Origin of the sequence: Streptomyces sparsogenes subsp. cuspidosporus (assembly GCF_039532705.1) — a bacterium.
GTDB classification, from domain to species: Bacteria; Actinomycetota; Actinomycetes; order Streptomycetales; family Streptomycetaceae; genus Streptomyces; species Streptomyces sparsogenes.
Map to the genome: position 1 here is coordinate 170,411 of NZ_BAAASD010000013.1, position 13,069 is coordinate 183,479.

The following is a 13,069-nucleotide window of genomic DNA, read 5'->3' on the forward strand; positions in this document are numbered from 1 at the left end:
AGAGGCTTGACGATCGCGGAAGAGCGCAGAAGACGTAGAAGGCACATCAGAACGCGGCAGACGCGTATGGCGTGCGGGACGCGTCGGACCCGCGGGACGCCCAAGACATGCGAGAGCAGAGGGAGATGGCGATGAGCGCAGCCGATGACGACGGCAACCGCAGCCTCGGCCAGCTGGTGGCCACGGCGACCACCGAACTGTCGGCGCTGGTGCACGACGAGATCGCGCTGGCCAAGGCCGAGTTCCGGGACAGCGCCCGGCGCACCCTGCTCGGCAGCGGCGCGGCCGTCTCGGCCGGGGTGCTGGTCCTGTTCTCGCTGCCGGTGCTGAGCTTCGCCCTCGCCTACGGCCTGCGCGCCTGGACCGGCCTCGGCCTCGCGTGGTGCTTCCTGATCGTGGGCGGCATCTACTGGCTGGTCGCCGCGCTCCTCGGCGGTCTGGCGCTCGCCAAGTTCAAGAAGGTCAAGGCGCCGAAGAAGTCCATGGCCTCGGCCAAGGAGACGGCGGCCGTACTGGGGAGCGTCAAGCCACACCCGCGCGCCGCGTCCAATGGCGGCCGCCCGGCACGGGATGTGACACGCTCGTCGGCATGACGGCCCCTGACACCTCCGCCTCGGTCGTACGCCTCGACGGGCCCTGGACCCACCGGGACGTCGCGGCCAACGGCGCGCGCTTCCACATCGCCGAGCTGGGTGACGGCCCGCTGGTCCTGCTGCTGCACGGCTTCCCCCAGTTCTGGTGGGCCTGGCGGTACCAGCTGACCGCGCTGGCCGACGCCGGCTTCCGGGCGGTGGCGATGGATCTGCGCGGGGTGGGCGGCAGCGACCGTACGCCCCGGGGGTACGACCCGGCCAACCTCGCCCTCGACATCACCGGGGTGGTCCGCTCCCTCGGCGAGCCCGACGCCGCGCTCGTCGGCCATGACCTGGGCGGCTACCTCGCGTGGACGGCCGCGGTGATGCGCCCGAAGCTGGTCCGGCGGCTCGCGGTGGCCTCGATGCCGCATCCGCGGCGCTGGCGCTCGGCCATGCTCAAGGACGTCAAGCAGAGCGCGGCGAGCTCCCACGTATGGGGCTTCCAGCGGCCCTGGCTGCCCGAGCGGCAGCTGACCGCGGACGACGCGGCGCTGGTGGGCCGGCTGATCCGGGACTGGTCGGGGCCGCGGCTGCCCGACGACGAGGCCGTGGAGACCTACCGGCGGGCGATGATGATCCCGTCGACGGCCCACTGCTCGATCGAGCCGTACCGCTGGATGGTGCGGTCGCTGGCGCGGCCGGACGGTTTCCAGTTCAACCGGCGGATGCGCCGGCCGGTGCGGGTGCCCACCCTGCATCTGCACGGGTCGCTCGACCCGGTGATGCGCACGCGCAGCGCGGCGGGGTCCGGGGAGTATGTGGAGGCGCCCTACCGCTGGCGGCTCTTCGACGGCCTCGGACACTTCCCGCACGAGGAGGACCCGGTCGCCTTCTCCACCGAGCTGATCAACTGGCTCAAGGACCCCGAACCCGATCGCTGAGCCTACGGCGGCCCGCCCGGACACCCCTGGTCGAACAGGTGTTTCCCGAACGGCTACTTGCCTGGAGCATAGGCCAATTGCCGCAGCCAGAGGCGATTACGGACCATGGGTGCCGGGCACACACCCAGGTATGGGCTGGACGCACGACTACCGTGACGCACCAAGCGACCGCGGCTCCGAAGCCGCCGCTGCTGCCAATTCCGCGCTGAGCGTTTCCGAGCGGGGCGGTCCCGGGCCTTCCGCAGGTCATGACCCCGATATGGGGATCCCCCGCATCATCCGCCGCAGGGCCCGCTGGGTCTCGGCCCGGCTCCGCCATCCACGCGGCCGGCAGTAGGGACGCTCCTACACCACCAGAAGGGCACGCTCCTTAAGGGCACACCTCTGTCCTGCGAGCACACCCTGTCCTACAGAGCACACCCCTGCGTGTCCACCGGTGCGTGGGCCGTGCGCCCCTGCTGGGCGTCCTGGCGCACCTCGTCCGCGGTCAGCGCGTATCCGGTGTGCGCGTCGTCGAGGGACTTGGCGAAGACCACGCCGTACACCCGGCCCTCCGGGGTGAGCAGCGGGCCGCCGGAGTTGCCCTGCCGCACCGTGGCGTACAGCGAGTAGACGTCGCGGTGCACGGTGCCGCGCTGGTAGATGTCCGGGCCCTCGGCCTCGATACGGCCGCGGACCCGGGCCGCGCGCACATCGAACGCGCCGTTCTCCGGGAACCCGGCGACGATGGCGCTGTCGCCGCTGCGCGCGTCGCCCTCGGCGAACTTCAGCACGGGCGCGTTCAGCGAGGGCACGTCCAGGACGGCGATGTCGCGCTTCCAGTCGTAGAGCACGACCTTCGCGTCGTAGCGCCGGCCCTCGCCGCCTATCTGTACGGTCGGGTCGTCGACCCCGCCGACGACGTGGGCGTTGGTCATCACGCGGTGTCGTGCGAAGACGAACCCGGATCCCTCCAGGACCTTGCCGCAGCTGGGGGCGGTGCCGACCACCTTCACGATGCTCTGCTTGGCCTCGGTGGCCACCGGGCTCCGGGCGAGCGCCGGGTCGGGGGCCGGTACGGAGGTGATCGGCTCGTTGGCGAAGGGCGAGAAGACCTGCGGGAAGCCGTTCTGCGCCAGCACCGTGCGGAAGTCGGAGAACCAGCTGTTCGCCTCTTCCGGGACCACCCGGGAGACCCCGAGCAGCACCTTGGAGTCCCGGACCTCCTTGCCCACCGTGGGCAGCGAGGAGCTGGCCAGGTTGTAGCCGATCAGCCAGGCGACCAGCAGCATCGCGATCACGTTGACCAGCGCGCCGCCGGTCGCGTCCAGGGCGCGCGCGGGTGACCAGGTGATGTGCCGGCGCAGCTTGTTGCCCAGGTGGGTGGTGGCGGCCTGGCCGATCGAGGCGAACACGATCACCAGGACGACCGCCGTGATCGCGCCGAAGGTGCCCGGGGACGCCCGCTCGGTGGCGCCGTCCCAGATGACGGGCAGCAGGTAGAGCGCGGCGAGGCCACCGCCGATGAAGCCGACCACCGACAGCACACCGACGACGAAGCCCTGGCGGTAACCGACGATCGCGAACCACACGGCGGCGAGCAGCAGCAGGATGTCCAGCACGTTCACCCGGACACCGTCTCATGCACGCCAGTCGAGCGGGACTCGCTTGTCACGGTTCCATGGTCTTTCCCAGCCCGCGTAGTGCAGGATCCGGTCGATCACTCCGGCCGTGAATCCCCAGACCAGAGCGGATTCGACCAGGAACGAGGGTCCGGTGTGGCCGCTCGGGTGGACGGAGGTCGCCCGATGTGCCGGATTCGTGAGATCCGCCACGGGCACGGTGAAGACCCGGGCCGTCTCGGCGGGGTCGACGGGCCGGATCGGGGATGGCTCCCGCCACCAGCCGAGCACCGGGGTCACCACGAAGCCGCTCACCGGGATGTAGAGCCGCGGCAGCACGGCGAACACCTGCACCCCGGCCGGATCCAGGCCCGTCTCCTCCTCGGCCTCGCGCAGCGCCGCGCGCACCGGCCCCGCACCGTCCGGATCGCCGTCCTCCGGGTCGAGGGCGCCGCCGGGGAAGGAGGGCTGGCCGGCGTGGGAGCGCAGCGAGCCGGCCCGCTCCAGGAGCAGCAGCTCGGGCCCGCGCTCACCCTCCCCGAAGAGCACCAGCACGGCGGAGGGACGGCCGCCCCGCGACGGCGGCAGAAACCGGCTGAGCTGCCGGGGCTCCATCGTCTCGGCGGCGCGGGCCACGGGCGTCAGCCACTCGGGCAGCCCTTCACTGGTCACGGCCACCTCGCCGCCGTACGTGCTCGTCACTCGCCGACCCCCGCGGGAGAGGTCGCCTCAGCGGCAGCGGCGGTGGCCCCCAGGGGGGCGGCGGGCCGGCCCGGATAGTCGGCCGGCGGCCGCAGCCGCTGCCCCGGCTGCCCGCCCAGCTCGTACTTCAGCAGCTTCTTCGCCTTGTCCGGATCCGTCTCGCCCTCCCCGTACGACGGGCACAGCGGGGCGATCGGGCAGGCGCCGCAGGCGGGCTTGCGGGCATGGCAGACGCGGCGGCCGTGGAAGATGATGCGGTGGGAGAGCATCGTCCACTCGCTCTTGGGGAAGAGCGCGGCGATCTGTGCCTCCACCTTCTCCGGGTCCTCCTCGCCGGTCCACTTCCAGCGCCGGACCAGCCGCCCGAAGTGGGTGTCCACGGTCAGGCCCGGCACCCCGAACGCGTTTCCCAACACCACATTGGCCGTCTTGCGCCCGACACCCGGGAGCGTCACCAGGTCCTCGATGCGGCCCGGCACCTCGCCGCCGAAGCGGTCCCGCAGCGCGGCGGACAGCCCCAGCAGGGACTTGGCCTTGGCCCGGAAGAAGCCCGTCGGACGGATCAGCTGCTCCAGGGCCTCCGGGTCGGCGGCGGCCATGTCCTCGGGCGTCGGATAGGCGGCGAACAGGGCGGGGGTGGTCTGATTGACCCGCAGGTCGGTGGTCTGGGCCGACAGGACCGTGGCGACCAGGAGCTGGAAGGGGTTCTCGAAGTCCAGCTCGGGGTGGGCGTACGGATACACCTCGGCGAGCTCGCGGTTGATCCGGCGGGCCCGGCGGACGAGCGCGAGCCGGGATTCGGGGCGGGCGGGGCGGGCGGCGGCCTTACGCGACGCTCCGGCGGAGCCGGCGGCCTTGCGCGGCGAGGCGGCGCCCGCGTCCTTGGCGCCGGCGGCTTTCGACCGCTTCATGGTTTTGTGCGGATTTGCCGTTTCTGTCGGCTCATCCGATCCTTGTTCGCCCACAGCGGAATTCCGAGCTGCGCTCACCCGTCCGGCCCCCTTGCCCCGTGCTCTCACCGGCCTATTGGACACCCAGCCAGCCTAAGCCCCGGCACTGACATACGCTCCGGCCATCGGAAAGAGCCGCCCAATCGGACCCCTGCCGTACAGTGCCGCAGGCAGGTGCGTCAAACTTGTGATTGATCGCACTGTTTTACCGTCCGGCATCATGGGGACGACGGTCCCCTGTGCATGTCGACAAGGAGAGATCTCGTGGACGACGTTCTGCGGCGCGCCCCGCTCTTCGCGGCGCTCGATGACGAGCAGGCCGCTGAGCTGCGCGCCTCCATGGGAGAGGTCACCCTCGCGCGCGGTGACGCCCTCTTCCACGAAGGGGACCCCGGCGACCGGCTGTACGTGGTCACCGAGGGCAAGGTGAAGCTCCACCGCACCTCTCCCGACGGCCGCGAGAACATGCTGGCCGTGCTCGGACCCGGCGAGCTGATCGGTGAGCTGTCGCTCTTCGACCCAGGCCCGCGTACCGCCACCGCCACCGCCCTCACCGAGGTCAAGCTCCTCGGCCTCGGCCACGGCGATCTGCAGCCGTGGCTGAACGCCCGGCCCGAGGTCGCCACGGCGCTGCTGCGCGCGGTCGCCCGGCGCCTGCGCAAGACCAACGACCAGATGTCCGACCTGGTCTTCTCCGATGTCCCCGGACGCGTCGCCCGCGCCCTGCTCGACCTGTCGCGCCGCTTCGGCGTGCAGTCGGAGGAGGGCATCCACGTCGTCCACGACCTCACCCAGGAGGAGCTGGCCCAGCTGGTCGGCGCCTCCCGCGAGACGGTCAACAAGGCGCTCGCCGACTTCGCGGGCCGCGGCTGGCTGCGGCTGGAGGCTCGCGCGGTGATCCTGCTGGACGTCGAGCGGCTGGCCAAGCGGTCCCGCTGACCGGAAGCACCCGAGGGAAGGGCCCCCGCCGGATGTCCGGCGGGGGCCCTTCCCGTACGAGGCGGGCCGGGCAGTACGAGCCGGGTAGTACGGGATCAGGTACGGGGCGAGGTCGTACGGGATCAGGTACGGGGCGGGGCAGTACGGGATCAGGTACGGGACAGGGCAGTACGGGATCAGGTACGGGGCCGGTGATGGGAGCGAGGTAGTACGGCCTCAGATCAGCCCGTGCTCGCTCAGGTAGTCCAGCTGGGCGCGGACCGACAGCTCGGCCGCCGGCCACAGGGTCCGGTCCACGTCCGCGTACACATGCGCCACGACCTCCGAGGGCGTGCGGTAGCCGCTCTCCACGGCCGTCTCCACCTGCGCCAGCCGGTTGGCCCGGTGGGCGAGGTAGTACTCCACCGCGCCGCGCGCGTCGTTCAGCACCGGCCCGTGCCCCGGCAGCACGATGTCCACTCCGTCGTCCACCGCCAGCGAGCGCAGCCGCCGCAGCGAGTCCAGATAGTCGCCGAGCCGCCCGTCCGGGTGCGCCACCACCGTCGTACCGCGCCCCAGCACCGTGTCCCCGGTGAGCACCGCCGCGTCGGCCGGGAGGTGGAAGCACAGCGAGTCGGCCGTGTGGCCTGGCGTGGGCACCACGCGCAGCTCAAGACCGCCGGTGGTTATGACGTCGCCCGCCCCCAGCCCCTCGTCCCCCAGCCGCAGCGCCGGGTCCAGGGCCCGCACCCGGGTCCGCGTCAGCTCGGCGAAGCGCGCCGCGCCCTCGGCGTGGTCCGGGTGGCCGTGGGTGAGCAGCGTCAGCGCGACCCGCTTGCCCGCCCGCTCCGCCGTGGCGACGACCTCCTTGAGGTGGGCGTCGTCGAGCGGGCCGGGGTCGATGACGACGGCCAGGTCGGAGCCCGGCTCGGAGACGATCCACGTGTTGGTGCCGTCGAGCGTCATGGGAGAGGGGTTCGGCGCGAGGACGCACACCGCCCGGTCGGTGGCCGGGCCGCCGACGGCGCCCCCTCGGGGCTGGCCGGGCAGGGCCGCTGCGTACGTCATCAGGTCGCTCCCCCTGTAGGGCCGCCGGTCGGAATGTGCTTGGTGAACTCGTCGTGCCCCGGCCAGCTCAGCACCACCCGGCCGTTCTCCAGCCGCGCCCGCGCCAGTACGGGCGCCAGGTCCCGGTCCGGGGCCGCCGCCAGCGCCTCGGCGACCGTGCCGTACGGCGCCAGCTCGCGCAGCGTCGCGATGGTCGGCGGCATCATCAGCAGCTCGCCCCGGTCGTAGCCGGCGGCCGCCTCGGCGGGCCGGATCCAGACCGTGTGGTCCGCCTCCGTCGAGGCGTTACGGGTGCGCTGGCCGCGCGGCAGGGCGGCCACGAAGAACCAGGTGTCGTAGCGGCGCGGCTCGAACTCCGGGGTGATCCAGCGCGCCCAGCCCCCGAGCAGGTCCGAGCGCAGCACCAGCCCGCGGCGGTCCAGGAAGTCGGCGAAGGACAGCTCACGGGCGACCAGGGCGGCACGGTCCGCCTCCCACTCCTCGCCCGTCGTGTCCGCGACGACCGTGTGCGGCGTCGGGCCCGCGAGCAGCACGCCCGCCTCCTCGAAGGTCTCCCGGACCGCCGCGCACACGATGGCCTGGGCCACCGTCCCGTCGTCCGCCGCGAGGCCCAGCCGCGCCGCCCACTCCCGGCGCGAGGGCCCGGCCCAGGCCACGCCGCGCTCGTCACGCGGGTCCACCGAGCCGCCGGGGTACGCGTACGCCCCGCCGGCGAAGGCCATGGACGTCCGTCTGCGCAGCATGTGCACGACGGGGCCCCCGGCGCCGTCGCGCAGCAGCAGCACGGTGGCCGCCCGGCGCGGGGTCACCGGCGTGAGTTCGCCGGTCGCCAGCTGCCGGATGCGTTCGGGCCACTCGGGCGGATACCACTGGCCATTCGTAGTGGACATGGCCGGATGCTATGCGCTGACGCGCGGATGTTCGAGAGCCCTGGGCGCGGCGCGCCGCAGCAAGCTGCGGGCGCGCGGCGAGTGCTTGGCGTCTCTGGCGGCCGGCGCGCGGCGAGTGCTCGACATCTCGGGTGGCGGGTACGCGGCGACTCGCGCGGCGGGTACGCGGCGGCTCAGGCGGCGGTGAAGCGGAACGCCTGGTCCGCCGCGCCGGTGCAGGTGGCCTGGACCGCCTCGGCGCCTTCCGTACGGGGCGGCATCATCCCGACGCACAGGCCGCTGTGGAGCGGGCGCAGCCGGAACCCGCCGTGGGACGTCTCCAACCGGAACTTCATGTTGTTGGCGTCCGAGCAGGGCCGCGGGGAGATCAGGGTGCCCGGCTCCGCCGAGCCACCGTCGACGGCCAGGCAGCCGGTGCCCTTGTCCGGGTCGGGGTGGTACCACTCGATGCGGTAGACGCCTCCGCCGAGCGCGTCCAGGGAGACCCGGGGCAGCGGGGCGTCGGCGCACGGGCTCTGGACGGCGATCTCCCGGTCGGTGCGGCCGTTGCGCTCGCGCCCCTCGGTCAGGCACAGACCGGACGCCGAGACGGGCCGGATCCGCGTCGGGCCCGCGGCCGGCAGGCGGGGCTTGTCGCCCGGCTCGGGGGCGGTCGTGGTGGCCGCCGGCTCGCGCCCGGGCGGCGAGGAGGCGGTGCGCGTCGGGGAGGCCGACTGGGTGTCGTCGGCGTCGACGACGGACTTCCCGCTCTTCGAGGGCGAGGCGGAACCCGTGGACGGCCCGGCGCCTGAGGGCTCCCCGGCGGACGGGCCGGTGCTGGTCCGGGAGCGGCCGTCGGGGAGGGCGCCGTCGTCGGATCCGGAGTGCGGCCAGTAGGTCAGCAGCAGGACGCCGACAGCCGCGGCCGCGGCGACCACGAGCGGGGGCAGATACCGGCGGCGCCACGACGATCCGGTCCCGCCCTCCCCGGATGCCGAACCGGAGGTCCCGCTGGAGGCCCCGCCAGAGGCGGTCGTATCGGCCGGGCGGCTGATTTCGTGGCTCCGCTCGTCCGGGTCGGCCGGGGCGGCCCCCTCGGGGAGCGGGGCGGCCTCGGTGGGTCCCTCGGGGAGCGGGTCGGCCTCGGCGGGCCCCGAGTCGGTGGGCCGGGGCTCGGCGGCGGAGGCGGCTCGGGAAGGGCCGAGGGCGGTGGCTTCGGAAGGGGCGTCCAAGGCGGCTCCGGAAGCGGTCGGAAGACCGGAAGAGACCGGGGGGCCGGAAGCCGCAGAACTGGCGGCCGCAGCACCGGAAGCCTCAGCACCGGAAGCCTCAGAGCCGGAAGACGGGGCGGCGTCCGGGGCGGGGTCGGGCGTGGGAGCCGACGTGAGCGCGGGATCCGCCTCGGACATGGCGGCGGCGGAAACGGCAGTGGGAGAGGAAGCGGAAGCGGCGATGGACAGGTGCCGGCGGGCGGCCAGCCATACGGCCACGGTCTCCGCGTCCCCGCCACACGCCCGTACGAACGCGGCCAGGAGCTGTTCCCTGGGCAGGTCGTCCCGGCTGAGCGCGCCCGCGATGGTGGCGCGGGGCAGCACGTCCCCCGCGGCCTCCGCGTTCCGCTCCAGCTGGCGGTAGCTCAGGTCGGCCCAGATGCGCAATTGCCGCATCGCCGCGACGAACTCCGCCGCAGTGCGCGCCGCCTTCGGGTCAGGCCCCGTCTCCACGACCCCTCCTCCGCCTTCGGACTGTCCAAGCAGCCTAATGCGAACGCGAGTTGACCAGGCCATGTCTGCGGCTGTGTTCACGGTGGATCGCTCTCCTCGTCTCCGGGCGGCCCCGAGGAGAGCCTTTTCGGCGGCCGTACCGTCCGGCAAGGGCTGCCGGTGTCCCGGACAGTCCGAGATCGTCCGGCCTGGTCCCCGGCCGGCGTCGGAGGGGAGCGTCAGTGGCCGGCGGGGTGACTCAGGCCCCCGGCCCGACCACCACAGCGGGTCAGTCCGCGACTGAGTCCACGGATCGGTCCACGGATCGGTCCGCGACTCAGTCCGCGACCTCGACCTGGATCTCGACCTCGACCGGCGCGTCCAGCGGCAGCACCGCCACGCCCACCGCGCTGCGGGCGTGCACCCCCGCCTCGCCCAGCGCCTGGCCCAGCAGCTCGCTCGCGCCGTTGACCACGCCCGGCTGCCCGGTGAAGTCCGGCGCCGAGGCGACGAAGCCCACGACCTTCACGACCCGTACGACCTTGTCCAGGTCACCGATGGCCGACTTGACCGCGGCCAGGGCGTTCAGCGCGCAGGTGCGCGCCAGCTCCTTGGCCTCCTCCGGGGTCACCTCGGCGCCGACCTTGCCGGTCACGCCGAGCTTGCCCTCGACCAGCGGCAGCTGGCCCGAGGTGAAGACGTAGGAGCCGGAGCGGACCGCGGGAACGTACGAGGCCAGCGGCGCCGCGACCGCCGGCAGGCTCAGGCCCAGCTCGGCGAGGGTGGCCTCCACCGCGCTCATGCCTTCTCCCGCTTCAGGTAGGCCACCAGCTGCTCCGGGTTGTTCGGCCCGGGCACGACCTGGACGAGCTCCCAGCCGTCCTCGCCCCAGGTGTCCAGAATCTGCTTCGTGGCGTGTACGAGCAGCGGCACGGTCGCGTATTCCCACTTGGTCATAGGGCCGACTGTAATGCCTGTCCGCCGGGCCCTGGTGCGTAGCCCGGACGACGACTGGTTAGGCTCCCCAGTGTGAGCAGGCTCCATGTCGTCAGTGGCAAGGGCGGAACCGGCAAGACCACGGTCGCCGCGGCACTCGCGCTGGCCCTCGCGACCGACGGCAGGCGAACCCTGCTGGTCGAGGTCGAAGGCCGCCAGGGCATCGCACAGCTCTTCGAAACCGGGGCACTGCCCTACGAGGAGCGGAAGATCGCCAGTGCGCCGGGGGGCGGTGAGGTGCACGCGCTCGCCATCGACCCCGAGTTCGCGCTCCTCGACTACCTCCACATGTTCTACAAGATGGGCTCGGCCGGACGGGCGCTGAAGAAGCTCGGTGCGATCGACTTCGCGACCACGATCGCCCCGGGGCTGCGCGACGTACTGCTGACCGGCAAGGCGTGCGAGGCGGTGCGGCGCAAGGGCAAGGACGGCCGCTTCGTCTACGACTTCGTCGTGATGGACGCCCCGCCGACCGGCCGGATCACCCGCTTCCTGAACGTCAACCACGAGGTTGCGGGGCTCGCCCGGACCGGCCCGATACACAATCAGGCGCAGGCCGTGATGCGCGTGCTGAAGTCCCCCGAGACGGCGGTCCACATGGTCACGCTGCTGGAGGAGATGCCGGTCCAGGAGACCGCCGACGGCATCGGGGAGCTGCGCGCCGACGGCCTGCCGACCGGCGCGGTCATCGTCAACATGGTGCGGCCCGCGATCCTCGACCACGCCGCCGTGGAGGCCGCCGCCCAGGGTCAGCGCGCCGCCGTGGCCAAGGCCCTGTCCCAGGCGGGGCTGGGCGGCGCGCGGCGCGGCGGGCTCGCCGAGCGCCTGGTCGACCCGCTGCTGGAGCAGGCACGTGAGCACGCCGAGCGGGTCGCCCTGGAGCGGGCGCAGCGGGCCGAGCTGACGGGGCTGGGGCTGCCCCTGTACGAGCTGGAGCTGCTCACCGACGGCGTGGACCTGGCCGGCCTGTACCGGCTCGCGGCGGACCTGCGCAAGCAGTGGCCGATGTGAGCCGCCCAGCTCGCGCTCCGGGCCGCGTCGGCGTGGGTGTCGGCCCGGGGACGACACGCGCCACGAGCGACATAAGCCGCATTGTCGGCGCAATCAGCACCATCGGCACCATCGGCGTAATCAGCACGGACAGCACGGACAGCATCACCCCCAGGAGCTGTACGAGCAGGGCGAGCCGCGGGAGCGGCGACAACTGCACGAGTGCACGAGCGAGCGGTACGAGCCGTACGCAGGAGGCGGCATGAGCATGGACATGGCACCGCGGCTGGACACCGACGCGCTGCTGGCCGACCCCGAGACCCGCATCGTGGTGTGCTGCGGCTCCGGCGGCGTCGGCAAGACCACGACGGCCGCAGCCCTCGGCGTACGAGCCGCGGAGCGGGGCCGCAAGGCCGTCGTCCTCACCATCGACCCGGCCCGCCGGCTCGCCCAGTCCATGGGCATCGACGCGCTGGACAACGTGCCGCGCCGGGTCGAGGGCATCGACGGCTCGGCGGGCGGCGAGCTGCACGCCATGATGCTCGACATGAAGCGGACGTTCGACGAGTTCGTCGAGGCGCACGCCGACCCCGAGCGCGCCCGCGCCATCCTGGCGAACCCCTTCTACCAATCACTTTCGGCCGGTTTCGCGGGCACGCAGGAATACATGGCCATGGAGAAGCTCGGCCAGCTGCGCGCCCGCGACGAGTGGGACCTGATCATCGTCGACACGCCGCCGAGCCGGTCGGCGCTGGACTTCCTGGACGCGCCGAAGCGCCTCGGCTCCTTCCTCGACGGGAAGTTCATCAAGGTCCTGATGGCCCCGGCGAAGGTCGGCGGCAGGGCCGGGATGAAGTTCCTGAACGTGGGCGTGTCGATGATGACGGGCACGGTCAGCAAGGTCCTGGGCGGGCAGCTGATGCGCGATGTGCAGACCTTCGCCGCCGCCATGGACACGATGTTCGGCGGCTTCCGCACGCGCGCGGAGGCCACCTACCGGCTGCTTCAGGCGCCCGGCACGGCCTTCCTGGTGGTGGCGGCCCCGGAGCGGGACGCCCTGCGCGAGGCGGCGTACTTCGTGGAGCGGCTGGCCGCGGACCGGATGCCGCTGGCCGGGCTGGTGCTGAACCGGGTGCACGGGAGCGGGGCCGCGCAGCTCTCGGCGGAGCGGGCGCTGGCGGCCGCGGAGACGCTGTCGCTGGGGCTGGTCGAGGCACCGGCCGTGCCCACCGCAGACGACCCGGAAAATGACGACCCGGGTGACGGCCCGGGCGACGGTCCGGAAAATCTTGTTGAGGGCGGCATTGTCGACCCGGGTTCAGGGAATACTCAAGAGCAGAACGCCTCAGCGGCGGACGACCCCCCGGCAGCAGACGCTCCATCTGATCCCGACGGCTCCCCCACGTCGGCAGAGCGGCTCGCCGTGGGCCTGCTTCGGCTGCACGCGGAGCGCATGCAGGTGCTCGCCCGCGAGCAGCGCACCCACCACCGCTTCACGACGCTGCATCCCGAGGTGCCCGTGGCGGAAGTCGCCGCGCTCCCCGGCGACGTGCATGACCTCGCGGGGCTGCGAGCGATCGGCGAGCGCCTCGCCGATCAGACGGAACAGCAGCAGGCCACACCCACGCCCGCGGTCGGCTAGCGCCCGCGTACGGGTTCTCGTACGGGCCCTCGCAGGGGTCCCGTACGGCCCTGGCCCGCCGTACCTACCCTGTCGTACACGCCGTCGCACACACGCCGTCGCACACACGCCGTC

Annotated in this window: 14 protein-coding genes; 6 read left to right on the forward strand and 8 right to left on the reverse strand. The window is 72.9% G+C overall.

All coding sequences use genetic code 11. The annotated features are described in order from the left end of the window. Positions 1–131 precede the first annotated feature (131 nt). The 3 genes from ABFY07_RS18230 (at position 132) to ABFY07_RS18240 (ending at position 1,853) form a co-directional block, all read left to right on the forward strand. A complete protein-coding gene (locus tag ABFY07_RS18230; protein WP_065961531.1) occupies positions 132–593 on the forward strand; it encodes a phage holin family protein in 462 nt (153 codons plus the stop codon). Next, the gene (locus tag ABFY07_RS18235) at positions 590–1,516 is read left to right on the forward strand and encodes an alpha/beta fold hydrolase (RefSeq protein WP_065961532.1); all 927 of its coding nucleotides are present in this window, start codon (positions 590–592) and stop codon (positions 1,514–1,516) included. Before ABFY07_RS18230 ends, ABFY07_RS18235 begins: the two co-directional genes overlap by 4 nt. A 130-nt stretch (positions 1,517–1,646) precedes the next feature. After that, positions 1,647–1,853, forward strand: coding sequence for a hypothetical protein (locus tag ABFY07_RS18240; protein WP_346175502.1), 207 nt, complete (start codon positions 1,647–1,649; stop codon positions 1,851–1,853). A 70-nt stretch (positions 1,854–1,923) separates the two neighbouring features. On the opposite strand, the gene ABFY07_RS18245 is transcribed toward ABFY07_RS18240, so the two are convergent. The 3 genes from ABFY07_RS18245 to nth are packed head-to-tail and all read right to left on the reverse strand — an operon-like array spanning position 1,924 to position 4,730. Further along, on the reverse strand, positions 1,924–3,123 hold the full coding sequence (locus ABFY07_RS18245) for a MarP family serine protease (protein ID WP_346175503.1): 1,200 nt from the start codon (positions 3,121–3,123) through the stop codon (positions 1,924–1,926). Positions 3,124–3,135: 12 nt separating this feature from the next. After that, on the reverse strand, positions 3,136–3,819 hold the full coding sequence (locus ABFY07_RS18250) for an NUDIX hydrolase (RefSeq protein ID WP_346175504.1): 684 nt from the start codon (positions 3,817–3,819) through the stop codon (positions 3,136–3,138). Then, positions 3,816–4,730, reverse strand: a complete 915-nt coding sequence (nth, locus tag ABFY07_RS18255; RefSeq protein ID WP_346175505.1) for an endonuclease III — start codon at positions 4,728–4,730, stop codon at positions 3,816–3,818. The genes ABFY07_RS18250 and nth overlap by 4 nt, the downstream gene beginning before the upstream one ends. A gap of 303 nt (positions 4,731–5,033) precedes the next feature. On the opposite strand from nth, the gene ABFY07_RS18260 reads away from it, so the two are divergent. Then, the gene (locus tag ABFY07_RS18260; RefSeq protein WP_003981529.1) at positions 5,034–5,708 is read left to right on the forward strand and encodes a Crp/Fnr family transcriptional regulator; all 675 of its coding nucleotides are present in this window, start codon (positions 5,034–5,036) and stop codon (positions 5,706–5,708) included. A 216-nt stretch (positions 5,709–5,924) separates the two neighbouring features. Here the strand turns inward: ABFY07_RS18260 and ABFY07_RS18265 are convergent, their stop codons facing one another. The 5 genes from ABFY07_RS18265 to ABFY07_RS18285 form a co-directional block, all read right to left on the reverse strand. Beyond that, entirely contained in the window at positions 5,925–6,755 is an 831-nt protein-coding gene (locus tag ABFY07_RS18265) for an MBL fold metallo-hydrolase (protein ID WP_346175506.1), read from the reverse strand. Then, positions 6,755–7,645: an NUDIX hydrolase gene (locus ABFY07_RS18270; protein ID WP_346175507.1), complete on the reverse strand. Its 891-nt coding sequence runs from the start codon at positions 7,643–7,645 to the stop codon at positions 6,755–6,757. The genes ABFY07_RS18265 and ABFY07_RS18270 overlap by 1 nt, the downstream gene beginning before the upstream one ends. Positions 7,646–7,818: 173 nt before the next feature. Further along, a complete protein-coding gene (locus tag ABFY07_RS18275) occupies positions 7,819–9,348 on the reverse strand; it encodes a hypothetical protein (protein ID WP_346175508.1) in 1,530 nt (509 codons plus the stop codon). A gap of 316 nt (positions 9,349–9,664) precedes the next feature. After that, a complete protein-coding gene (locus ABFY07_RS18280) occupies positions 9,665–10,129 on the reverse strand; it encodes a RidA family protein (RefSeq protein ID WP_346175509.1) in 465 nt (154 codons plus the stop codon). After that, on the reverse strand, positions 10,126–10,284 hold the full coding sequence (locus ABFY07_RS18285) for a Sp36 family protein (protein ID WP_003967454.1): 159 nt from the start codon (positions 10,282–10,284) through the stop codon (positions 10,126–10,128). The genes ABFY07_RS18280 and ABFY07_RS18285 overlap by 4 nt, the downstream gene beginning before the upstream one ends. Before the next feature lie 72 nt (positions 10,285–10,356). On the opposite strand from ABFY07_RS18285, the gene bagA reads away from it, so the two are divergent. Both bagA and bagB read left to right on the forward strand, forming a co-directional pair. Further along, a complete protein-coding gene (gene bagA / locus ABFY07_RS18290; protein WP_065961549.1) occupies positions 10,357–11,334 on the forward strand; it encodes an ATPase BagA in 978 nt (325 codons plus the stop codon). A gap of 241 nt (positions 11,335–11,575) precedes the next feature. Then, positions 11,576–12,955 (forward strand): ATPase BagB, encoded by a 1,380-nt coding sequence (gene bagB / locus ABFY07_RS18295; RefSeq protein ID WP_346175510.1) that lies wholly within the window; start codon positions 11,576–11,578, stop codon positions 12,953–12,955. Positions 12,956–13,069: the final 114 nt, after the last annotated feature.

What these genes read in the sequence shown, in the direction of transcription:
- ABFY07_RS18285 (WP_003967454.1), bottom strand. Translation starts at nt 10,284, where the DNA reads ATGACCAAGTGGGAATACGCGACCGTGCCGCTGCTCGTACACGCCACG.
- nth (WP_346175505.1), bottom strand. Translation starts at nt 4,730, where the DNA reads ATGAAGCGGTCGAAAGCCGCCGGCGCCAAGGACGCGGGCGCCGCCTCG.
- ABFY07_RS18235 (WP_065961532.1), top strand. Translation starts at nt 590, where the DNA reads ATGACGGCCCCTGACACCTCCGCCTCGGTCGTACGCCTCGACGGGCCC.
- ABFY07_RS18230 (WP_065961531.1), top strand. Translation starts at nt 132, where the DNA reads ATGAGCGCAGCCGATGACGACGGCAACCGCAGCCTCGGCCAGCTGGTG.
- ABFY07_RS18270 (WP_346175507.1), bottom strand. Translation starts at nt 7,645, where the DNA reads ATGTCCACTACGAATGGCCAGTGGTATCCGCCCGAGTGGCCCGAACGC.
- bagB (WP_346175510.1), top strand. Translation starts at nt 11,576, where the DNA reads ATGAGCATGGACATGGCACCGCGGCTGGACACCGACGCGCTGCTGGCC.
- ABFY07_RS18240 (WP_346175502.1), top strand. Translation starts at nt 1,647, where the DNA reads ATGGGCTGGACGCACGACTACCGTGACGCACCAAGCGACCGCGGCTCC.
- ABFY07_RS18280 (WP_346175509.1), bottom strand. Translation starts at nt 10,129, where the DNA reads ATGAGCGCGGTGGAGGCCACCCTCGCCGAGCTGGGCCTGAGCCTGCCG.
- ABFY07_RS18265 (WP_346175506.1), bottom strand. Translation starts at nt 6,755, where the DNA reads ATGACGTACGCAGCGGCCCTGCCCGGCCAGCCCCGAGGGGGCGCCGTC.